Source organism: Pseudomonas sp. HMSC063H08 (assembly GCF_001813645.1).
In the GTDB taxonomy this organism is placed as follows: Bacteria; Pseudomonadota; Gammaproteobacteria; order Pseudomonadales; family Pseudomonadaceae; genus Pseudomonas; species Pseudomonas aeruginosa.
Genome location: NZ_KV813521.1, coordinates 16,174 through 37,638, shown reverse-complemented (window position 1 = coordinate 37,638; position 21,465 = coordinate 16,174). Strand labels below are relative to the sequence as shown.

Here is a 21,465-nt window from a genome sequence, read left to right as displayed (position 1 = left end):
ATGACCGCACCCGCCGCCTCACCCTGGAGTCCCCTGCGCCAAGCCACCTTCCGCTGGCTATGGCTGGCCAGCATCGCCTCGAACATCGGCACCTGGATGCACGAGGTGGGCGCCGGCTGGCTGATGACCTCGCTCTCCGCCAGCCCGCTGAACGTGGCCCTGGTGCAGGTCGCCGGATCGCTGCCGATGTTCTTCCTGGCCCTGCCGGCCGGCGCCCTCGCCGATATCGTCGACAAGCGCCGCTACCTGCTCGGCGTGCAATTGTGGATGGCCTTGGTGGCCACCCTGCTGGCCAGCCTCACCCTGCTCCAGTTGACCAGCGTCTGGCTGCTGCTCGGCCTGACCCTGTGCATGGGCATCGGCACCGCGCTGATGATGCCGGCCTGGAGCGCCACCACTCCGGAACTGGTGGGCAAGGACGAACTGCCGGCGGCGGTGGCGCTGTCCAGTGTCGGGGTCAACCTGGCGCGGGCGGTCGGACCGGCCATCGCCGGGGTGCTGGTGAGCCTGGTCGGCCCCTGGCTGACCTTCGCCCTCAACGCCCTCTCCTTCTTCGCGGTGATCGCCGTGCTGCTGGCCTGGAAACGCGAGGCCGTGCCCTCGGTGCTGCCGGCGGAACGCCTGTTCGGCGCCCTGCGCGCCGGCTGGCGCTACAGCCGCAGCTCGAGGCCGCTGCAATCGGTGTTGGTGCGCGCGGTGGCGTTCTTCCTCGGCGCCAGCGCCGGCATGTCGCTGCTGCCCCTGATCGTGCGCGGCGAACTGCATGGCAACGCCATGGACTTCGGCCTGCTGCTGGGCAGCGTCGGCGTCGGCGCGGTGCTCGGCGCCGCGTTCCTGCCGCGCCTGCGCGAACGCCTCGGCAGCGACCGCCTGGTGCTGCTCTCCAGCGTGCTCTACGCACTGGTGCTGGTGGCCCTGGCGCTGCTGCGCAACCTCTATTTGCTGGTGCCGGTGATGCTGCTCAGCGGCGCGGCATGGATCGCCGTGCTCTCCAGCCTGCAGGTCGCCGCGCAGACCTCCGTGCCGGCCTGGGTCCGCGCCCGCGCGCTGGCGGTCTACATCCTGGTGTTCTTCGGCAGCATGGCCGCCGGCGGCGCCCTGTGGGGTCTGCTCGCCAGCCACCTGTCGATCACCTTCGCCCTGCTCTGCGCCAGCGCCGCGCTGCTGTTCGGCCTGTTCGCGTCGCTGCGCTGCCGGCTGCCGGTCACCGAGGCCGAGGACCTCGCGCCGTCGCTGCACTGGCCGGCACCACTGGTCGACGAAGAGGTGGACCAGGAACGCGGCCCGGTGATGGTCACCCTCGAATACGACATCGACCCGCAGGACGCCGCGGCATTCCAGGCGGCGATGGTCGAGGTGCGCGCCATGCGTCGGCGCAACGGCGCGGTGTCCTGGGGGCTGGTCCAGGACAGCGGCAACCGTCGCCTGTGGCTGGAGTTCTTCATCGACGAATCCTGGCTGGAGCACCTGCGCCACCACCAGCGGGTGACCCGCGGCGAGTTGCGGGTCGAGGCCGCCGCCCGGCGCTTCCAGAGCGCCGGCGTGGAGGTGCGCATCCGCCATTACCTGCACGGCGCGGCCAGGCCTTGAGCCTCCCGGGCGACGGTCGTCGCCTGCCCCTGGCGGATCCGCCCACGGCTGTTATCCTGCTCGCCGATGGCGCCACAAGGACGGTGGTCGGTAGCGATGCCGCGCACCCGCGGCGCCGCGAACGCAACCCACAGGGAAGTCCACGCATGTCCTACGACTACGAGAAAACCAGCCTCACCCTCTACCGGGCGGTATTCAAGGCCAACTACGACGGCGACGTCGGTCGCTACCTGCGCCCCGACCAGGAACTCGCCGAGGCTGCGGAAGTCGCCCCGCTGCTGCATCCGACCTTCGACAGCCCCAACACCCCTGGCGTCCCCGCCCGCGCGCCGGACATCGTCGCCGGCCGCGACGGCCTCTACGCCCCGGACACCGGCGGCACCTCGGTGTTCGACCGCGCCGGCGTGCTGCGCCGCGCCGACGGCGACTTCGTGATACCCGACGGCACCGACATCCCGCCGGACCTTAAGGTGAAACAGGACAGCTACAACAAGCGCCTGCAAGCCACCCACTACACCATCATGCCGGCCAAGCCGATGTACCGGGAGGTCCTCATGGGCCAACTGGACAACTTCGTGCGCAACGCCATCCGCCGCCAATGGGAAAAAGCCCGCGGGCTCTAGGAGTGAACCATGAACCTGAAACCCCAGACCCTGATGGTGGCGATCCAGTGCGTCGCCGCGCGCACCCGCGAACTCGACGCGCAGTTGCAGAACGACGACCCGCAGAACGCCGCTGAACTCGAACAGTTGCTGGTCGGCTACGACCTCGCCGCCGACGACCTGAAGAACGCCTACGAGCAAGCCCTGGGCCAATACAGCGGCCTGCCGCCCTATGACCGGCTGATCGAAGACCCGGTGTCCTGACGGCCCGTGGGCGGGCCGTCGTTGGCCCGCCCGCTCCAGCGCGCGCAGAGAAACGACAGATGGTCTTCGGCTGGCACGGCGACACCATCACCCGCGACACCGCAGTGTGCCGCGACTAGCGCAACGCCCAGGACGTACGGCGCTTCCGCGTCGGGCTGCGCGGCGCCGACTTCCGCTTCGATCGTGCCTTCATGGCCTGGATTGGCGACGGCGCGGCAAAATCCCTGGGTGAGGTGGCGGACGAACGGCGGCGGCGCCAGCCCCTCCGCCTGAGCGAGCGCTCAGGCGCGGAAATGGCTCGGCGGCTGGCCGCTCCAGCGCTGGAAGGCATGGCGCAGGCTGGCGGTCTCGCTGAAGCCGAGTTCCTCGGCGATCCGGTAGATCGGCATGTCGCCGCTCTGCAACAACTCCTTGGCGCGGGCGAAGCGCAACTCGTCGAGCAATTGCTGATAGCTGGTGCGCTGCTGCTGAAGGTGCCGGCGCAGGCTGCGCGACGAACAGTTCAGGCGCCTGGCCAGTTCCTCCAGGCCGGGCGGGTCCTGCAAGCGCTCGGCGAGGATCGCCCGGACCTTGTCCAGCCAGGCACGACGCGCGGCCAGGTCGATGTTCTGCCGCCGGCACTGTTCCAGCATCTCCCGGTGGGTCACCGGGTCGGCCAGCGGCAACGGGCGCTCCAGCCATTCGGCGGCGAAGCCGATGGCGCTGCGCTCGCGTTCGAAGTGCAACTCGCAGGCGAAACCCTCGGCGTAGGCCCGCACCATCGCCTCGTCGCCGGCATAGTCGAAGGCCGCTTCCAGCAAGGGCAGCGGCTGGCCGAGCAGGTCGGCGCAGGTGACCTTCAGCGAGCCCAGGCAAAGCTCGGTGTTGAATGGCCGCAGCGCCTCGTCCTCGCCGTAGCCGGTGGCCACCAGCCAGGCGCGGCCGTCGGCGACTTCCAGCGACAGGTGGAAGTAGGTGCCGAGCAAGACCGGATAGCTGAGGCCGATGCGCAGCGCCTCGCCGAGGGTCGGCGCGGAGAGCAGCGCGTAGCCGAGCAGGCCGTAGGCGGAAATCCGCGTGCGCAGCCCCAGGCGCAGGCCGAGGGCCGGCTCGTCGCTGAGCCGGCAGGCGTTGGCGAACACCTGCTGCTCCTGCCAGGGGCTGATCAGGCGCCGCAGGTCGAGCAGGTCGGCGGGGGTGATGCCACTGCCTTCGAGCAGTTGCTCGCGGGCGAACCCTTCCTTCTCCAGCAGCGAGAGAGTGAGGGTCGACATGTGCAGCGAGTTGAGCCAGGTGGCGCGGGAGAAGGTCGAATCGATCATGGCGTGCCCATCGTTACCGGTGGCCGCGCCGCGCTGTTACCGCGCGGACGGGATACACAGGGTAGGCAAGTTGCGTGCCGCCGCGCCTGTCGCCGGTCCCGCAGGCAGTTGGCTCAACCGCGCGAGAGGAAGCGCATACCCTCCTCCAGGCCGCTCAGGGTCAACGGATACATCTGTTCCTTGACCAGTTCGCGGACCAGGCCGGTGGACGCCGTGTAGTTCCAGGTGTCCTTCGGATAGGGGTTGATCCAGATGAGCTTCTTGTACTTCTCCATGAAGCGCTGCATCCAGACGTAACCGGCTTCCTCGTTCCAGTGCTCGACGCTGCCGCCGGCCTGGGTGATTTCGTAGGGCGCCATCGCCGCGTCGCCGACGAACACCACCTTGTAGTCCGGACCGTACTTGTGCAGCAGGTCGAAGGTGGCGGTGCGTTCGCTGCTGCGGCGCAGGTTGTTCTTCCACACCGACTCGTAGATGAAGTTGTGGAAGTAGAAATACTCCAGGTGCTTGAACTCGGTCTTGCAGGCCGAGAACAGCTCCTCGCAGACCTTGACGTGGGCGTCCATCGAGCCGCCGATGTCCAGCAGCAGCAACAGCTTCACCGTGTTGCGCCGCTCCGGGCGCATCTGGATGTTGAGCAGCCCGGCGTCCTTCGCGGTGTGGTCGATGGTGCCGTCGATGTCCAGCTCCTCCGCCGCGCCCTCACGGGCGAACTTGCGCAGGCGCCGCAGGGCGATCTTGATGTTGCGCGTACCCAGTTCGACCTGGTCGTCGAGGTTCTTGTATTCGCGCTGGTCCCAGACCTTGGCCGCCTTGCCCTGGCGCTTGCCGGCGTCGCCGACGCGGACGCCCTCCGGGTTGAAGCCGCCGGAGCCAAACGGACTGGTACCGCCGGTACCGATCCACTTGTTACCGCCGGCATGGCGCTCCTTCTGTTCCTCGAGGCGTTTCTTGAACTCCTCGATCAGCTTGTCCAGGCCGCCGAGGGACTGGATCTGCGCCTTTTCCTCGTCGGTCAGCAGGCGCTCGAATTCCTTGCGCAGCCATTCCTCGGGGATCAGCGCCTTGAGGTGGTCGTCGAGCTTCTCCAGGCCCTTGAAGTAGGCGCCGAAGGCCCGGTCGAACTTGTCGAAGTGGCGCTCGTCCTTGACCATGATGGTGCGCGCCAGGTAGTAGAACTCGTCCATGTCGGCGAACACCACGCGGTGCTTCAGGGCGTCGATCAGGTCGAGCAACTCGCGCACCGACACCGGCACCTTGGCTGCGCGCATTTCGTTGAACAGGTTGAGCAGCATGGCTGCGACCTCGTCTGTTGTCCGTTGATCCCGGCGCGCGAGCGCCGGTCAGTATTGGTGTTCCTGCGGCAGGTCGTCGGCGATGACGTACCAGTCGGCTTTCGAACCCACGTAGATGTGCCGCTGCGCTACCGATGGCAGCGGCGAGTCGAGGGTGCCGAGGGCGATAGAGGTGTACGTCGGGTCCTCGTTGCCGCCAAGCCACTGCAGGTTCGATCCGCAGTGGCGGCAGAAGGTACGGGTGACGCCTGGCGACGAGTGGTATTCGGCCACCGCGTCCGCTCCGGCGACATAGCGGAACGCCTCGCGGCGCACCTTGCCGTAGGTGGCGAACGCCGCGCCGTGGGCCTTGCGGCACTGGCTGCAATGACAATGGCTGGCCGATTCGATGGGCGCGTCGATCTCGTAACGTACCGCGCCGCACAGGCAACTTCCGCTGAGCATGGGATGTTCCTCCGCTGTCTGGCGTGCCGCCCCGCGGCCCTTTCCCCGGAAAGGGCCGACGCACTCAGCGGCTGGCGCGGCGGCTCATGAACGCCAGGCGCTCGAGAAGCTGCACGTCCTGCTCGTTCTTCACCAGGGCGCCGGCCAGCGGCGGGATCGCCTTGGTCGGATCGCGCTCGCGCAGCACCGCTTCGCCGATCTCGTCGGCCATCAGCAGTTTCAGCCAGTCGACCAACTCGGAAGTCGAAGGTTTCTTTTTCAGGCCGGGCACCTTGCGCACGTCGAAGAAGATGTCCAGCGCCTCGCTGACCAGCGACTGCTTGATGTTCGGGTAGTGCACGTCGACGATCTTCTGCAACGTCTCGCGGTCGGGGAAGGCGATGTAGTGGAAGAAGCAGCGGCGCAGGAAGGCGTCGGGCAGTTCCTTCTCGTTGTTCGAGGTGATGATGATGATCGGGCGCTGCTTCGCCTTGATGGTTTCGTTGGTCTCGTAGACGTAGAACTCCATCTTGTCGAGTTCCTGCAGCAGGTCGTTGGGGAACTCGATGTCGGCCTTGTCGATCTCGTCGATCAGCAGGATCACCCTCTCCTCGGCCTCGAAGGCCTCCCAGAGCTTGCCCTTCTTGATGTAGTTGCGCACGTCGTGAACCTTGTCCACGCCCAGCTGCGAATCGCGCAGGCGGCTTACCGCATCGTACTCGTAGAGGCCCTGGTGGGCCTTGGTGGTGGACTTGATGTGCCAGGTGATCAGCTTGGCGCCGAAGGACTCGGCCAGCTGCTCGGCGAGCATGGTCTTGCCGGTGCCCGGTTCGCCCTTCACCAGCAGCGGCCGCTGCAGGGTGATGGCGGCGTTGACCGCGAGCTTGAGGTCGTCGGTGGCGACGTAGGACTGGGTGCCTTCGAACTTCATCAGGAAATCCTCGAACGGTAACGCCCTGGCTGGAAAACCGGGCAGTTCAGTATTGTTTGAAAACCCGACTATAACGCGGGGACAAGCGCACTGTGAACGCAGACGGGTCATTCAGTCACTGAATGCCCGGCCACCTCGCGACCCGCCGTTCCGCCCGCGTCTTCAGCCGTCGTCGTCGCGCGTCGCCGGGGAACGCTCGAAACGGGCGTTGAACGCCTCGACGAACGCGTTGCGGAGAATCCCGAGGAACGCCTGGAACGCGCTGACGTCCCGCTGGTGGATATTACCGCTCAGGCTCACACGGGTTGCGAACTGGTCTTTGCGCTGGTTCTTCAGCACCGTCTCGCCCCCGCCGACCAGCGCCTCCCACACCGAGCGGAACAGGTTCTTGTCGCCATCCTCCACGTCCTGCCGCCAGTTGAACACGTCCACGTCGCGCAGCAGCGGCTTGATGTAGCCGTCCAGCTGGCCGCGTTTAGCCTGGGCCTCCAGCACCAGGTCGCCGGTGCCGGCATTGAAGTCGAACTTGCCATAGGCGCTGGCGAAGTCGTTGAGCCGCTTCAGCTCGACCCGGGTGACCCGCAGGCGCAGGTCGAAGTCCTCGAAGTCGCTCAGCGGGTCGAAATGCGCCGCCACTTCCAGCGGCGCCTGGCCGAGTATCCGCGCCGTGCCTTCGAGACGCGCCGGCCGCTCGCCCCGGGCGTCGGCCACGTTGGTCAGGTTATAGATGCTGGCGTTGAGCGCCGAGGCGTGGAGGTTCACCGGCGGCTTCGAAGTGAAGTTGCGGAAACGCAGGGTGCCGTCCACCACCCGCACCTCGTTGAGGGTGATCGGCAGCAGCTTGTCCAGTTGCTCGCGCCAGTCGGTGCCGGCACCGGTCTGCGAGGCGTCGCGGTCGCCGCCGGCATCGACGAAGTTGAGCTGCGGACGCTCGAAGACCACCCGCGCCACTACTGCGTGATCATCCCAGAGCGCCTGCCAGCTCACCGACAGGTCGATGCTCGGCGCGTCGAGGAACGGCACCGGCACCTTGCCGTTGTCCTTGACGATGCTCAGCCCGTCGATCCGATACGCGCCGCGCCAGAGCGCCAGGTCGACGTCGGCGATGTGCCCACGGTAGTCGCCCATGTCGGCCAGCTTGCCGTTCAGGTAGTCGCGCACCAGGTACGGCAGCGCCAGGTGCAGCGCCAGCAACAACAGAAGCAGCGCCGCCAGGCTGCCCAGGGGAATGGCATAGCGTTTCTTCATCGGTACGGCCCTCCTGGACAGTGGACACGCGCGGCGCGCCGCTGGTTCGAACGCGTCTGGACGCGCGGGCGGGGGCGGAATAGGCTGATTGATCTTTCTCCATGCGACAAGGACACCATCATGAGCCGCATCTTCGCAGACAACGCGCAGTCCATCGGCAACACGCCGCTGGTCCAGATCAACCGCATCGCCCCGCGCGGCGTCACCATCCTGGCCAAGATCGAAGGGCGCAACCCCGGCTATTCGGTGAAGTGCCGGATCGGCGCGAACATGATCTGGGATGCCGAAGCCAGCGGCAGACTGAAGTCCGGCATGACCCTGGTCGAGCCGACCTCCGGCAACACCGGCATCGGCCTCGCCTTCGTCGCCGCCGCACGCGGCTACAAACTGATCCTGACCATGCCGGCGTCGATGAGCCTGGAGCGACGCAAGGTGCTCAAGGCGCTGGGAGCGGAGCTGGTCCTGACCGAACCGGCGAAGGGCATGAAGGGTGCGATCCAGAAGGCCGAGGAACTGGTCGCGGGGGATCCCGGGAAGTACTTCATGCCGCAGCAGTTCGACAACCCGGCCAACCCGGCGATCCATGAGAAGACCACCGGCCCGGAGATCTGGAACGATACCGAGGGCGCGGTGGACGTGCTGGTCTCCGGGGTCGGCACCGGCGGCACCCTCACCGGCGTCTCGCGCTACATCAAGAACACCCGGGGCAAGCCGATCCTCGCCGTGGCGGTGGAGCCGGTGACCTCGCCGGTGATCAGCCAGACCCTCGCCGGCGAGGAGGTCAAGCCCGCCCCGCACAAGATCCAGGGCATCGGCGCCGGCTTCGTGCCGAAGAACCTCGACCTGTCGTTGGTCGACCGGGTCGAGAAGATCGGCGACGACGAAGCGAAGAACATGGCGCTGCGCCTGATGCAGGAAGAAGGCATCCTCTGCGGCATCTCCTCCGGCGCGGCGATGGCCGCCGCGGTGCGCCTGGCCGAGGAGCCGAACATGCAGGGCAAGACCATCGTGGTGATCCTCCCCGATTCCGGCGAGCGCTATCTTTCGAGCATGCTCTTCGACGGCCTGTTCAGCGAACAGGAACTGACCCAGTAACCACCGACCCGCGGCGCCGCAGCGAACCGGCGCCGCCTTGCGCCAGGCGTATCGAATCATGCTGGAAACCTCGCTCTTCGTAGCCACCCTCGCCACCCTGGGCATGCTCTCGCCCGGCCCGGACTTCTTCCTGATCATCCGCAACGCGGCGCGCTACCAGCGCTCGGCGGCGATGATGACCTCGCTGGGGGTGATCCTCGGCGTGGCCACCCACATGGCCTACTGCGTCGCCGGCCTGGCGGTGCTGATCACCACCACGCCGTGGCTGTTCAACGCGCTGAAGTACACCGGCGCGGTCTACCTGATCTGGATCGGCATCCAGGCCCTGCGCTCGCGCGGCGGCGGCACGCTCGACTTGGCGGTCGGCGGCGTGCAGCGCGTCGGCCACTGGAGCGCGTTCCTCCAGGGCTACCTGTGCAACCTGCTCAACCCCAAGGCCACGCTGTTCTTCCTCGCCGTGTTCACCCAGGTGCTGAGCCTGGACTCCAGCTTCGCCGAGAAGCTCTGGTACGCCGGCATCATCGTCGGCCTCGCCGCACTCTGGTGGCCGCTGCTGGTGGTGCTGATCCAGAGCGCGGTGGTGCGCCGTGGCCTGGCCAGGGCCCAGGGGGTGGTGGACAAGCTGCTCGGCGGCCTGCTGATCGCCCTCGGGGTCAAGGTCGCCCTGAGTTGAGGCAGGCGGGCGGAGCGACGCCCCGCTGCGGTGCCGCCTCCTGTCTGCGGGCCCGCAGGTAAAAGCCGCCCCTTTCCTCGCTTCCGGCAACGCGGGATAAAACCCGGGTGCCGGCCAGCGTTGCCGGCGCCCCCTGAGCGCCGGCGGCGAACTAGTCCGTCGCCGACGCTGTCGTCAGCCGACAGGACACCTACAACAATGAAGACCCGCATCGCTTCCCTCACCCTCCTCGCCCTCGCTTGCGGCAGCGGCGCAACCCTCGCCGCGGACAACCTGAAGATCTACAACTGGTCCGAATACATCGCTCCCGAAACCGTGGCGAACTTCGCCAAGGAAACCGGCATCCAGGCCACCTACGACGTCTACGACAGCAACGAGACCCTCGACGGCAAGCTGATGACCGGCCAATCCGGCTACGACGTGGTATTCCCGTCGAACCACTTCATGGCCAAGCAGATCCAGGCCGGCGCCCTGAAGAAGCTGGACAAGTCCCAGTTGCCCAACTGGAAGAACCTCAACCCGGTGCTGCTCAAGGCCCTGGAGGTCAACGATCCGGGCAACCAGTACGGCTTCCCCTACCTCTGGGGCACCACCGGCATCGGCTACAACCCGGCGAAGATCAAGGCGGTGCTCGGCGACGACGCGCCGCTGGACTCCTGGGATATCTTCTTCAAGCCCGAATACATGCAGAAACTGAGCAAGTGCGGGGTGGCGGTGCTGGACAACGGCCCCGAGCTGCTGCCCATCACCCTCAACTACCTCGGCCTGCCACACCACAGCCAGAAGGCCGACGACTACAAGCAGGCCCAGGCGGCGCTGCTGAAGGTGCGCCCGTACATCCGCTACTTCCACTCCTCGAAGTACGTCAGCGACCTGGCCAACGGCGAGATCTGCATGGTGGTCGGTTTCTCCGGCGACATCCTGCAGGCCGCGACCCGCGCCAAGGAGGCCAACAACGGCGTGGAAGTGCGCTACTCGACGCCGAAGGAAGGCTCGCCGCTGTGGTTCGACATGGTCTCGATGCCGGTCGACGCGCCCGACGAGAAGGCCGGCTACGCCTTCATGAACTACCTGCTGCGTCCCGAGGTGATGGCGGCGATCAGCAACCATGTGCACTACGCCAACGGCAACCTGGCCGCCGACCCGCTGGTGGACGCCGAGATCAAGGCCGATCCGGCGATCTACCCGCCGCAGGAGAAGATGGCCAAGCTGTTCGCCCTGGAATCCATGCCGCAGAAGATCGACCGCGTGCGCACGCGCACCTGGAACACGGTGAAGACCGGCAAGTGAAGCCCGGCGCCGGCCCGGTTTGTCGCCGGGCTGGCGTTTTAGCGCAAGGCTCGCCCACAGGCTCGTCAAATCCCGGACGGCCCGCTATAGTCCCTCTCGTTGTCTTCATCCACCGGATAGCCTCCATGAACCAGCGCTCGCACAGCTCGCTCCCCGCCCTTCCGGTAGCCACCGGCGAGGTCGGCGCGCTCCAGCCGTGCGCCAGCCTGGGCTGCGTTTCCCCTCCTGTAGTCGCCTCGCCTCCGCCTCCCCCTCCCGGTTCGGCCGCCTGCCCGCCGCCGGGCGTCAGTCCCTGACGAGCGCGGTAGCGCCCCAACTCTCTTCCACAGCCCGCCGCAAGCAGCGCCATCCGCTGCCGAGGCGTGCCGTCCGCCGCCGGCCCGAGCCCGCGGCATGCCCGACTACAAGGTGGCAGATCCATGTTTGCACTGAACAAATCCGCACTGGCCGGCCTGGCCAGCACCAGCCTCTTCGTCCTGCTCTGGAGCAGCGGGGCCATCGCCTCGAAATGGGGCCTGGCGCACTCCTCGCCGTTCGCCTTCCTGGTGTTCCGCTTCGGCATCGCCCTGGCCTGCCTGCTGCCGCTCGCCCCGCTGCTCAGGCTGCGCGCGCCGCGCAGCGCGCGTGAGCGCGGCAAGGCCCTGCTCACCGGCCTGGTGATGCTGGGGGTCTATCCGATCTTCTATATCTTCTCGCTGAAGCTGCAGGTCACTCCCGGCATGATGGCGACCATCCTCGGCGTGCAACCGATCCTCACCGCCGTCATCCTCGAACGCCGGCAGTCGCCGGCGCGCCTGTTCGGCCTGCTGCTGGGCCTGGCCGGCCTGGTGCTGGTGGTCTACCAGGGCATCGGTCTGGCCGGGATGTCCACGGCCGGCATCCTCTGCGCACTGCTGGCGCTGGCCGGCGTCACCGGCGGCTCGATCATGCAGAAGGGCATCCGCGAGAACCCGCTGGGCACCCTGCCCCTGCAGTACCTCGCCGGCCTCGGCCTGTGCCTGGCGTTCGTGCCCTTCCAGCCGTTCGAGTTCGAATGGAACGCCGGCTTCCTGGTCCCCGCGCTATGGATGGGCGTCGTGGTCTCGGTGGGCGCGACCCTGCTGCTCTACCGGCTGATCGCCCAGGGCAACCTGGTCAACGTCACCAGCCTGTTCTACCTGGTGCCGGCGGTGACCGCGATCATGGACTTCATGGTCTTCGGCAACCGCCTCGGCTGGCTCAGCCTGCTGGGCATGGGGCTGATCGTGGTGGGGCTGATGTTCGTCTTCCGCAAGGCCGGCTGAGCGAACCGAGCGGGTCGCGGCCCGCCCATGGCAGAGTGCGCGCGGATTCAGTTCTGCGCGAGCTTGCCAGCCATCGCCGCGAACCCCGGCCCCGGCACCGCCGTCACATCGCGCGACCCCACCGGCTCGCCGCACTCCGGGCAGACCATGGTCGGCCGGAACTTGTGGCCACAGGCCTTGTGCACATACTCCACCGGAGCGCCGCGGCCCTCGTCGAGCCAGCGGTCGCCCCAATTGGCCAGGGCCAGCAGCACCGGATGCAGGTCGTGGCCCATCTCGGTGAGGCGGTATTCGTAGCGCGGCGGTCGCTCCTGGTAAGGCACCTTCTTCAGCGCGCCCGCCTCCACCAGCCGGCTCAGGCGGTCGGCCAGTACCTGACGGGTGACCCCGAGGCTGGCCTGGAACTCATCGAAGCGGCGCATGCCGAGAAAGCAGTTGCGCAGGATCAGCAGCGTCCAGCGGTCGCCGAGGATCGCCAGGCTGCGCGCCATCGAACAGGGCGTTTCGCCGACTTCTTGCCATTTCATGGGGTTCTCCCGGAAAAACCTCCGTCCATTCTAGGGGGCCGCTTCGGAGCTTGACAAGTTCCAAATTGGAACTTAGTATCCGGCCGAAAAGGTCATGGACCCGGCGCGCTCCTGCCAGGATCGGACAAACCAGCACTACGGACGGGTCCCATATCAGCGCCCACGTAGTAAGTTCCGATTCGGAACTGTACAAGCGTCGAGCATGAGAGGGAAAGGCCGATACGACGGGGTTCCGTGTGCCGCCCGCGCGTCGTCCTTGCAGCACAGCGTCAGGCAGTCCCGAAAGAACGAAGCCCGCACGGCTGGGGGGCGCCCCAGGTTGCGCCGGCAACGACAACAACGAGGAACACACCGTGACTACGCCGTCCCCGCAATGGAAGAAGACCGCCTGTATCCTCTGCAGCCTCAACTGCGGGCTGGAAGTGCAGACCGAGAATGGCCGCATCAGCAAGATCCGCGGCGATGACGACCACCCCGCCTCGCAGGGCTACGTCTGCGAGAAATCGCAGCGCATGGACTACTACCAGAACGGCGCCGACCGCCTGGACACGCCCATGCGCCGGCGCCCCGATGGCAGCTACGAAGCCATCGACTGGGACACGGCGATCCGCGAGGTGGCGGAGAAGTTCCTCGCCATCAAGCGCAGGCATGGCGGCGAAAGCATCCTCTACTACGGCGGCGGCGCGCAGGGCAACCACCTCGGCGGCGCCTACGGCGACAGCACGCTGAAGGCCCTCGGGGTGAAGTACCGCTCCAACGCCCTGGCCCAGGAAAAGACCGGCGAGTTCTGGGTCCAGGGCAAGATGTTCGGTACCGGCGTGCACGGCGACTTCGAGCATTGCGAGGTGGCCATCCTGATCGGCAAGAATCCCTGGCAATCCCATGGTTTCGCCCGCGCCCGCGTGCTGCTCAACGCCATGGCCAAGGACCCCGCGCGCTCGATCATCGTGATCGACCCGCGCCTGAGCGAAACCGCCGCCCTGGCCGACTTCCACCTGCAGATCCGTCCGGGCACCGACGCCTGGTGCCTGGCGGCGCTGGTCGGGATCATCGTCCAGGACGGGCTGCTGGCGCGCGACTGGCTGGCCGAGCACACCAGCGGCTACGAGCACATCGTCGACGAACTGAACGCCATCCCGGTGGCCTACTGCGCCGAGACCTGCGGGGTGGCGGAAGACAAGCTGCGCGCCGCCGCCCGGCGGATCGCCAGCGCCAGCAGCGTATCGGCGCTGGAAGACCTGGGCATGCAGATGAACCTGCACTCGACCCTCGGCAGCTACCTGCAACGCCTGGTCTGGTTGCTCACCGGCCATTACGGGCGCCCCGGCACCAGCAACGCCTTCGTGCCCTTCCTCTCGCTGTCCAAGGCGAGCAAGGGCGATACCTCGATGGGCAAGAAGGGCGCGCCACGCGTCGAGAAGCGCAGCCCGGTGGCCAATGCCAAGATCATCATCGGCCTGATTCCCTGCAACGTGATTCCAGAGGAAATCCTCACCGACCATCCCAAGCGCTATCGCGCCATGCTGGTGGAGACCGGCAACCCGCTGCATTCGCTGGCCGATAGCCAGCGCATGCGCGAAGCCATGCGCGCCCTGGAGTTGTCGGTGGTGATCGACGTGGCCATGACCGAGACCGCGCGCCACGCCGACTACGTGCTGCCGGCGGCGAGCCAGTTCGAAAAGGCCGAGGCGACCTTCTTCAACCTGGAATTCCCGCGCAACGCCTTCCATCTGCGCGCGCCGCTGTTCCCGGCGCGCCCCGGCACCCTGCCGGAAGCGGAGATCCACGCCCGCCTGCTGGAAGCCATGGGGGTGCTCGGCGAGAAAGACTACCGGCCGTTGCGCCTGGCCCTGAAGCTCGGGCGCAAGGCGTTCTCGGCGGCTTTCCTCGCCGCCGCGGCGACCCGCCCCAAGGTCATGAAATACGCGCCGGTCCTGCTCTACCGTACCCTCGGCCCGACCCTGCCCGCCGGCATGGAAGCGGCCGCGGCGATCTGGGGCATCTGCCAACTGCACGTGCTGAACAACCGCAAGACCGCTGCCCGCGCCGGCTTCGACGGCTTGCCGCCGCTGGCCGCCGACCGCCTGTTCCAGGCCATGCTCGACAACCCGTCCGGGGTGGTCTTCGCCGAAACCACCTACGCCGAAAGCTGGCAGGCCGTCGCCCGTCCCGAACAGCGGATCAACCTGCACATCCCCGAACTGTTGCCGGAACTGGCCAAGCTCGCCCACAGCGCGCCACCCCACGATCCGGCCTACCCGTTCATCCTCGCCGCCGGCGAGCGGCGCAGCGACACCAGCAATACCGCCGTGCGCGACACCGGCTGGCACCGCCGCGGGCGCTACGGCACCCTGCGCATCAGCCCGCAGGACGCCGAGGCGCTGGGCTGCGCCGACGGCGAGGTGCTGCGCGTGGTGACCCGCCGCGGCGACGTCGAGGCGGAAGTGGAGATCAGCGACATGATGCAACCGGGCAATATCTCCCTGCCCAACGGCCAGGGCCTGGACTACCGCAACGCCGAGGGCGAGGTGGTGCGCCGGGGCGTGGCGCCCAACGAGGTGACCGACTGCACCCAGCGCGACTTCCTCGCCGGCACGCCCTGGCACAAGTACGTGCCGGCGCGCCTGGAACGGCTGGCGACGCCCGCCGCTACGAACGCCTGAGCCAGGGAGGACGATCATGACCTTCGTCGTGCTGGAAGAATGCATCCGCTGCAAACACACCGACTGCGTGGAAGTCTGTCCCGTGGACTGCTTCTACGAAGGCCCCAACTTCCTCGTCATCCACCCCGATGAATGCATCGACTGCGCGCTCTGCGAGCCGGAATGCCCGGTCGCCGCGATTCGCGCCGAGGACGAGGTGCCGCTCGGGCAACGGCAGTTCATCGCCCTCAATGGCGAACTCGCCGCGCATCCCAACTGGACGCAGATCACCCGCAAGAAGCCGGCGCCCGACGACCACGACGCCTGGTTCGGCCTGCCGGGCAAGCTGGCCGAACTCGACCGCAACGGCGCCTGAGGCGCTGACGGTGCTCAGGCTTCGGCGCGCGAACGCATGAGCCGCCGGTAACGGCGGGTCTGCAGGAGCGCGCCGGCCTGCTGCGCGAGCAACGCGCACAGCGGCGACACCCGTGGGTTGGTCGCCCTGCCCCGGCTCAGCTTGCGCAGCTGGAACTTCACCGCGGCCATGTTCGCCAGCGAGGCCAGGGGTTTGTTCTTCCAGGTTATCGGCCGCAACTGCGGCGCCGAGTCCTTGCCGGCGCGCCAGTCGCGCGGCAGGTTCGGCTCGATCGCCAGCGCCGTGCCGATGCCGACCATGTCCACCCCGCTGGCCAGCACCTGCTCGGCCACCGGCCGCCGGCGGATGCCGCCCGTGACCATTACCGGCATCCGCGCCGCCGCGCGGATGTCGCGGGCGAACTCGACGAAGTAGGCCTCGCGGGCCAGGGTCCGCCCGTCGCGCGCTTCGCCCTGCATGGCCGGCGCCTCGTAGCTGCCGCCCGACAGCTCGACCAGGTCGATGCCCAGGCCATCGAGCATCCGTACCACCTCGCGGGCATCGTCGGCGCTGAAGCCGCCGCGCTGGAAATCGGCGGAATTCAGCTTCACCGCCACCGCGAAGCCAGGGGCAACCTCGGCGCGCACCGCCCGGACGATCTCCAGCAGCAGGCGCGCGCGATTCTCCAGGGAGCCGCCCCAGGCGTCGCTGCGGCGGTTGCTCAGCGGCGAGAGGAACTGGCTGAGCAGGTAACCGTGGGCGGCATGGATCTCCACCCCGCTGAAGCCGGCCCGCTCGGCCAGGCCGGCGCTGCGGGCGAACCGCTGGATCACCTCGGCGATCATCGCCTCGTCCATCGCCTTCGGCGTAGCGAAGTGCCTGGACATCCCGCCCAGCTCCAGCGGCACCGCCGAGGGCGCCCAGGCCTGCTGGCCGAGATTGGCCTGCATCTGCCGGCCGGGATGGTTGATCTGCAACCAGAACTGCGCGCCGGCGGAACGCCCGATGCGCGCCCAGCGGCGGAATTTCTCCAGTTGCGCGTCGTTTTCCAGGACCACCCCGCCGGGGCCGGTCATGGCACGGCTGTCGACCATCACGTTACCGCTGATCAGCAGCCCGGCGCCGCCGTCGGCCCAGGCCTGGTAGAGGCGCATCAGGCGTTCGGAGGGGGCCTGCGCGGCATCGGCCATGTTCTCCTCCATGGCGGCCTTGGCGAGGCGATTGGGAATGGTCGAGCCGTTGGGAAGCGTCAGCGTGTCGAACAGGTTCATGGGCCTACCTCATGAGGACAGTGGCCCGACGATAAGATTGAAGTCGACTTCAAGGTCAACGCTTTTTTTTCCGCGCCGCCTGAGCCCCGACCGGGTGCCGGGAGCGCGCCCCGGCACCCGGCGCGCTCAGCCGCGGATGAAGGCCAGCAGGTCGGCGTTGATCACCTCGGCCTGGGTGGTCGGCATGCCGTGCGGGAACCCCGGATAGATCTTCAGCGTGCCGTTGCGCAACAGCTTCGCCGAGAGTACGCCGGAATTCTCGTAGGGCACGATCTGGTCGTCGTCGCCATGCATCACCAGCACCGGGATGTCGATGCGCTTCAGGTCATCGCTGAAGTCGGTCTGGGAAAAGGCCACGATCCCATCGTAGTGGGCCTTGGCGCCGCCCATCATGCCCTGCCGCCACCAGTTGCGGACGATCCCTTCCGAGGGCTGCGCCCCGGGACGGTTGTAGCCATAGAACGGGCCGGCGGGAATGTCCTGGTAGAACTGCGCGCGATTGGCCGCGAGCTGCGCCTGGAGATCGTCGAAGACGCTCTTCGGCAGGCCGCCCGGATTGCCCTCGGTCTTCACCATCAGCGGCGGTACCGCGCTGATGATCGCCGCCTTCGGCACCGGGTCGTCGGGATAGCGGGCGATGTAGTGGACGACCTCGCCGCCGCCGGTGGAATGGCCGACATGGATCGCCCCGCGCACCCCGAGGCGCTCGACCACCGCCGCCACGTCGTCGGCGTAGTGGTCCATGTCATGGCCGTCCCAGACCTGGCTGGAACGACCGTGGCCACGGCGGTCGTGGGCCACTACGCGAAAGCCCTCGGCGAGGAAGAACAGCATCTGCGCATCCCAGTCGTCGGAACTCAGTGGCCAGCCATGATGGAAGTAGATCACCTGGGCGTCGCGCGGCCCCCAGTCCTTGTAGAAGAGTTCGACGCCATCCTTCGTTGTCACGTAACCCATGTCGCTTCTCCCGATCGGTGTGGATGCAGGCAACGGCGCCACCCTGCGGCCGCCGTCCCCTGTGTAGAGTAGAAAGCCGCCTGCGTTGCGCCGCCTGGACGAGGGAAACGCGACCGGCGGTAGCGCCCATGCGGCCTGGCGAACCCGTCGATGGAGGCGAGTTCGTCGCCCGGCCGTGAAACCACCCTAGGCTTGAAGTAGGCTTGAAGGTCAACGCGTTTCGAGGTGCGACATGAAAATCGGCGAACTGGCCAAGCTCACCGGCCTGGCGACATCGCGCATCCGCTTCTACGAGGCCAGCGGCCTGATCCGCTCGCAGCGCAAGGCCAACGGCTACCGCGACTATGCGGCAGATACCGTGTGGATCCTGGAGTTGGTCACCGGCGCCCAGGGCGCCGGCTTCTCCCTGGAGGAGATCGCTCGCCTGCTGCCGAGCGGCGACGGCGCCTGGCAGCACGGCGAGCTGCTCGAAGGCTTGCGCCGCAAGGTGGCCGAGATCGAGGCCCTGCAACGACGCCTGGAACAGAACAAGGCACAATTGCTGGTGGCCATCGAAAGCATCGAGAACAAGCCGGACGGTCTGCAGTGCACGGAAAACACCCAGCGCGTGCTGGAGCGCCTGCGCGAGGAAGGCCCTCCACAGACGGTCGGGCGTCCACGGCAAACCCGCTCGCGGGGGGCCTCTTCCACGCCGGCGGAGCAGCGGCTTTCCGACGCTTGACCTTGAAGTCGACTTGAATCTTAGAGTGACGCCAACCCACCCGGACAGCCTGCCGAAACCGGCTGCCGAAGGGATCACTCACCGAGGAAGGTCAACGCAATGACCAAGCGCATCCTGCACGTCGTCACCAACGTCGCCCACTATGCCGATCCGACCCAGCCCACCGGGCTGTGGCTGTCGGAGTTGACCCATGCCTACGAGATCTTCGCCGCCCGGGGCTACCAGCAACGCCTGGTCAGCCCCCGCGGCGGCGAGTCGCCGCTGGAGCCGCGCGCCCTCGGCTGGCCCCACGCCGACGCCAGCGCCAAGGCCTGGCTGGCCGACGAGGCGCGCCTGGCGCTGCTGGCCGACACCGCCGCTCCCGAGCAGGTCGACGCGGAGGCGTTCGACGCCATCTATTTCACCGGCGGCCACGGCGTGATGTGGGACTTCCCCGACGACGCCGGGCTGCAGCGCCTGACCCGCGAGATCTACCAGCGCGGCGGCATCGTCTCGTCGGTCTGCCACGGCTATTGCGGCCTGCTCAACACACGCCTGGACGATGGCCGCCTGCTGGTCGCCGGGCGCCGCCTGACCGGCTACTCCTGGATCGAGGAAGTGCTCGCCGGGGTCGCCCGCAAGGTGCCGTACAACGTCGAGGAAGAAATGAAACGACGCGGCGCGCTCTACGAAAGAAGCCTGCTGCCGTTCACCAGCAAGGTGGTGGTCGACGGCCGCCTGGTCACCGGGCAGAACCCGCAGTCGGCCAAGGCCACGGCCGAGCAGGTGGCCGCCCTGCTCGGCTGAACACGCGGCGCGTCAGTCCTGCGCGCGCCTCATCTGGAAGTCGTGGCGCCGCTTGCCGATGAAGAACGACATCTGCATCGTGCCGTCGGCCAGGGGCCGCAGGATCGTCGCAGTGCTGGTCGTGTGGTAGGGGTCGAACTCGTCGAAGGGCGACCTGACAGGAATGGAGCCGCCATCGACGCCTTGCGGGCTGCGCGACGCGGCGGCCTACGCCAGCGGCTTGAGCATGAGGAAGTTGCGCACGCTGTAGTAACCCTGCGAATCCTGCCAGTCGAGAGCGGCCAGGTTCTGCATGCCGGCCTCCCACGGCTGGTTGTCGAACAGCGCCTCCACCGTGCGCTGGTTGCCGAAGGCACAGAAGAAATGCCGGAACCAGTGCAGGCGCGCGTCCAGCGGCTCGGCGCGAATCGCCCGCTCGATGCTCGGGAACAGCCCGGCCGGCAGCGGCGGCGCCTTGCCCTCGGCGCCGCGCAGGCCGAGGTTGCCGATATGCACCTCGAAACGCCGCTCGCCGATCTCCCAGGTCTCCACCATCACCTGGTCCTCCTCGGCCTGGCCCCAGAGCGCGGAAAGCAGCACGTGGAAAGAGTTGGAGGCGAAGTTACGCAACGCGTCCTGCAAGCCGTCCTCGCCGCTGCCGATGCCGGCGAAGGCTTCCTGCAACTGGCGCTCGTCCTCCAGCAGCACATCGACGTCCAGCCGCCCGGTCTTCTCCCCCGCATACCAGGTGGCGCGGATCGCCGGTAGCCGCCCGGCTGGCGCCACCCATTCGCCGTGCACGACGCACTCGATCCGGTGGGATTCGAACAGAGCAGCCAGATGCTGCGAGACGGAGACCGCTTCCATGGGTTGTCCTTGCACGGTCGAGGGCGCGCCGCCGAGGCGCTGCCCGGAAAGCCCGGCGAGGCCGGGCGAAACGCGGCATAGGGTAGCGCAGATCGGAATCCTCGGCGCCGCCAGCTTCGTCACGCTGGCGCAGCGACAGCCAAGAGCCCTCCTGCCGTCGCTGCTGCGAGCGGGGCCTCGTCCACCTGGCCGGTCTGGCGCAGGCGTGGGACAGGTCGGGTCGAAGCCCCCTCCCAGGCCCTGGCCGAGAACTCGGGCGCATAGGCAGGGAAACGCATCGGTAACGATGAGCCGGACGTAGTGCGCAGGAACCCGGAAGGGAATGCGACATCAGATTTTCCTGTTTGGCAACGTCCGCGGCTGCTTCATGTGTTGGCCGAACAAGAATGACCATCGGCAAGCCCGCGACGTTGTTCTGCGTCTGTCCTTCAGACCGACTCGACGGTGACCCAGTAACGCGTCAGGTAGCGCACGCGCACCGGCAGCGACTTGCCCAGGTTCTGCAGGGCCGCGTCGATCCGGTCCAGGCGGTAGGCGCCGGAAAGGCGCAGCTCCGCCACCTCGGCGGCGCAGCGCAACACCCCGGCGCGATAGCGGGACAGCTCGGCGATGAACTCGCCCAGCGGCCAGTCCACCACCGTCAGCACGCCCTGCGTCCAACTGCCTTCGCCTTCGCGCAAGGGCGTCGACGAGTAGCCGCGTCGCTCGTCGAAGAGGGCCTGCTGGCCGGCTGGCAGGCGCATCGGCCGGGTCGGCGTTTGCAACGGGCGTAGCTCCACTGCATGGCTGAGGACGCAAACGCGCGTGCGCGGCCCCTCGCAACGCACGCTGAAACGGGTTCCCAGCGCGCGCACGCTGCCTTGTGCGGTGTGCACGAGGAACGGGCGAGCGCTCTGCGCGCTTTCCACGAGGATCTCGCCCCGCCACAGGTACGCCTGGCGCAGGCTTTCGTCGTAGGCCAGGTCCAGCGCGGTGGCGCTGCTCAGGTCGACCCGGGTACCGTCCGCCAGGCGCAGTTGGCGGCGTTCGCCGACGCCCGTGCGCTCCCCGGCGAGGAGCGCACGGTAAGGCAGGCCGCCGCTCGCCAGCCAGCCGCTACCCGCGGCGCAGGCCAGCAGGGCGAGCGTCTTGAGCAGCGCTCGGCGCCGCGCACGCACGCCTGCCAGCGTGTGCAGGGAGGTCTCCGCCGGCAGCGCCGCCCATTGGCCCTGCAAGCGCTCGATACGCTCCCAGGCCCGACGGTGTCGCGGGTCGGCCTCCAGCCATTCGCGCCAGGCCTGGCGCTCGCCATCGTTCGGCGGTTCCGCGCCGAAGCGCACGTACCAGGTGGCGGCGGCCTCCAGCACCTCGATCTCCAGTTCCATG

21 protein-coding genes and 1 pseudogene are annotated in these 21,465 nt (G+C 67.8%); 12 read left to right on the top strand and 10 right to left on the bottom strand.

Going from position 1 to position 21,465, the window contains the following annotated elements:
• From HMPREF2924_RS22010 to HMPREF2924_RS36550, 4 genes and pseudogenes are all read left to right on the top strand, one after another.
• Entirely contained in the window at nt 1-1,590 is a 1,590-nt protein-coding gene (locus HMPREF2924_RS22010; protein WP_003131047.1) for an MFS transporter, read from the top strand.
• 146 nt (nt 1,591-1,736) lie between these two features.
• Nucleotides 1,737-2,213, top strand: coding sequence for a type VI secretion system effector Tse2 (gene tse2, locus HMPREF2924_RS22005; RefSeq protein ID WP_003090565.1), 477 nt, complete (start codon nt 1,737-1,739; stop codon nt 2,211-2,213).
• A 9-nt stretch (nt 2,214-2,222) separates the two neighbouring features.
• Nucleotides 2,223-2,456 carry a type IV secretion system immunity protein Tsi2 gene (gene tsi2 / locus HMPREF2924_RS22000; protein ID WP_003090566.1) on the top strand — a complete coding sequence of 78 codons (234 nt, stop codon included), beginning with the start codon at nt 2,223-2,225 and terminating at the stop codon, nt 2,454-2,456.
• A gap of 59 nt (nt 2,457-2,515) precedes the next feature.
• Nucleotides 2,516-2,701, top strand: a pseudogene (locus HMPREF2924_RS36550) (DUF6434 domain-containing protein); the annotation flags it as partial.
• A gap of 36 nt (nt 2,702-2,737) precedes the next feature.
• Here the strand turns inward: HMPREF2924_RS36550 and HMPREF2924_RS21995 are convergent.
• The 5 genes from HMPREF2924_RS21995 to HMPREF2924_RS21975 form a co-directional block, all read right to left on the bottom strand.
• Complete coding sequence (locus tag HMPREF2924_RS21995; protein WP_003090568.1) at nt 2,738-3,757, bottom strand: AraC family transcriptional regulator; 1,020 nt, start codon at nt 3,755-3,757, stop codon at nt 2,738-2,740.
• 113 nt (nt 3,758-3,870) lie between these two features.
• Nucleotides 3,871-5,052: a vWA domain-containing protein gene (locus HMPREF2924_RS21990; protein ID WP_003090569.1), complete on the bottom strand. Its 1,182-nt coding sequence runs from the start codon at nt 5,050-5,052 to the stop codon at nt 3,871-3,873.
• A 48-nt stretch (nt 5,053-5,100) separates the two neighbouring features.
• Nucleotides 5,101-5,496: a GFA family protein gene (locus HMPREF2924_RS21985; protein ID WP_003131045.1), complete on the bottom strand. Its 396-nt coding sequence runs from the start codon at nt 5,494-5,496 to the stop codon at nt 5,101-5,103.
• A gap of 64 nt (nt 5,497-5,560) precedes the next feature.
• Nucleotides 5,561-6,406 (bottom strand): AAA family ATPase, encoded by an 846-nt coding sequence (locus HMPREF2924_RS21980; RefSeq protein ID WP_003090571.1) that lies wholly within the window; start codon nt 6,404-6,406, stop codon nt 5,561-5,563.
• A 162-nt stretch (nt 6,407-6,568) separates the two neighbouring features.
• On the bottom strand, nt 6,569-7,654 hold the full coding sequence (locus HMPREF2924_RS21975; protein WP_003090572.1) for a DUF748 domain-containing protein: 1,086 nt from the start codon (nt 7,652-7,654) through the stop codon (nt 6,569-6,571).
• A 120-nt stretch (nt 7,655-7,774) separates the two neighbouring features.
• Between HMPREF2924_RS21975 and cysK the strand changes: the two genes are divergently transcribed.
• From cysK to HMPREF2924_RS21955, 4 genes are all read left to right on the top strand, one after another.
• On the top strand, nt 7,775-8,749 hold the full coding sequence (cysK, locus tag HMPREF2924_RS21970) for a cysteine synthase A (protein WP_003090573.1): 975 nt from the start codon (nt 7,775-7,777) through the stop codon (nt 8,747-8,749).
• A gap of 58 nt (nt 8,750-8,807) precedes the next feature.
• The gene (locus HMPREF2924_RS21965; protein ID WP_003090574.1) at nt 8,808-9,422 is read left to right on the top strand and encodes a LysE family translocator; all 615 of its coding nucleotides are present in this window, start codon (nt 8,808-8,810) and stop codon (nt 9,420-9,422) included.
• Nucleotides 9,423-9,620: 198 nt separating this feature from the next.
• Nucleotides 9,621-10,712 (top strand): polyamine ABC transporter substrate-binding protein, encoded by a 1,092-nt coding sequence (locus HMPREF2924_RS21960; protein ID WP_003090575.1) that lies wholly within the window; start codon nt 9,621-9,623, stop codon nt 10,710-10,712.
• 419 nt (nt 10,713-11,131) lie between these two features.
• On the top strand, nt 11,132-11,995 hold the full coding sequence (locus HMPREF2924_RS21955) for a DMT family transporter (protein ID WP_003131044.1): 864 nt from the start codon (nt 11,132-11,134) through the stop codon (nt 11,993-11,995).
• 47 nt (nt 11,996-12,042) lie between these two features.
• Here HMPREF2924_RS21955 and HMPREF2924_RS21950 read toward each other — a convergent pair whose 3' ends face one another.
• The gene (locus HMPREF2924_RS21950; RefSeq protein WP_003090577.1) at nt 12,043-12,522 is read right to left on the bottom strand and encodes a winged helix-turn-helix transcriptional regulator; all 480 of its coding nucleotides are present in this window, start codon (nt 12,520-12,522) and stop codon (nt 12,043-12,045) included.
• A 353-nt stretch (nt 12,523-12,875) separates the two neighbouring features.
• On the opposite strand from HMPREF2924_RS21950, the gene HMPREF2924_RS21945 reads away from it, so the two are divergent.
• Both HMPREF2924_RS21945 and fdxA read left to right on the top strand, forming a co-directional pair.
• Nucleotides 12,876-15,185, top strand: coding sequence for a molybdopterin oxidoreductase family protein (locus HMPREF2924_RS21945; RefSeq protein ID WP_003090579.1), 2,310 nt, complete (start codon nt 12,876-12,878; stop codon nt 15,183-15,185).
• A 16-nt stretch (nt 15,186-15,201) separates the two neighbouring features.
• Nucleotides 15,202-15,540: a ferredoxin FdxA gene (gene fdxA / locus HMPREF2924_RS21940; protein WP_003090580.1), complete on the top strand. Its 339-nt coding sequence runs from the start codon at nt 15,202-15,204 to the stop codon at nt 15,538-15,540.
• A 14-nt stretch (nt 15,541-15,554) separates the two neighbouring features.
• On the opposite strand, the gene HMPREF2924_RS21935 is transcribed toward fdxA, so the two are convergent.
• Together HMPREF2924_RS21935 and HMPREF2924_RS21930 are read right to left on the bottom strand one after the other, a co-directional pair.
• Nucleotides 15,555-16,790: an NADH:flavin oxidoreductase/NADH oxidase family protein gene (locus HMPREF2924_RS21935; protein ID WP_003122573.1), complete on the bottom strand. Its 1,236-nt coding sequence runs from the start codon at nt 16,788-16,790 to the stop codon at nt 15,555-15,557.
• Between the two features lie 126 nt (nt 16,791-16,916).
• Nucleotides 16,917-17,747, bottom strand: a complete 831-nt coding sequence (locus tag HMPREF2924_RS21930) for an alpha/beta fold hydrolase (protein WP_003116692.1) — start codon at nt 17,745-17,747, stop codon at nt 16,917-16,919.
• Between the two features lie 232 nt (nt 17,748-17,979).
• On the opposite strand from HMPREF2924_RS21930, the gene HMPREF2924_RS21925 reads away from it, so the two are divergent.
• The gene (locus HMPREF2924_RS21925; protein ID WP_003110523.1) at nt 17,980-18,468 is read left to right on the top strand and encodes a MerR family transcriptional regulator; all 489 of its coding nucleotides are present in this window, start codon (nt 17,980-17,982) and stop codon (nt 18,466-18,468) included.
• Nucleotides 18,469-18,567: 99 nt separating this feature from the next.
• Nucleotides 18,568-19,254 (top strand): type 1 glutamine amidotransferase domain-containing protein, encoded by a 687-nt coding sequence (locus HMPREF2924_RS21920; RefSeq protein WP_003131041.1) that lies wholly within the window; start codon nt 18,568-18,570, stop codon nt 19,252-19,254.
• A gap of 207 nt (nt 19,255-19,461) precedes the next feature.
• Here HMPREF2924_RS21920 and HMPREF2924_RS21915 read toward each other — a convergent pair whose 3' ends face one another.
• Both HMPREF2924_RS21915 and HMPREF2924_RS21910 read right to left on the bottom strand, forming a co-directional pair.
• On the bottom strand, nt 19,462-20,100 hold the full coding sequence (locus HMPREF2924_RS21915; RefSeq protein WP_003090593.1) for a DUF6348 family protein: 639 nt from the start codon (nt 20,098-20,100) through the stop codon (nt 19,462-19,464).
• Nucleotides 20,101-20,528: 428 nt separating this feature from the next.
• A complete protein-coding gene (locus tag HMPREF2924_RS21910) occupies nt 20,529-21,464 on the bottom strand; it encodes a FecR domain-containing protein (protein WP_023094658.1) in 936 nt (311 codons plus the stop codon).
• Nucleotide 21,465 lies beyond the last annotated feature (1 nt).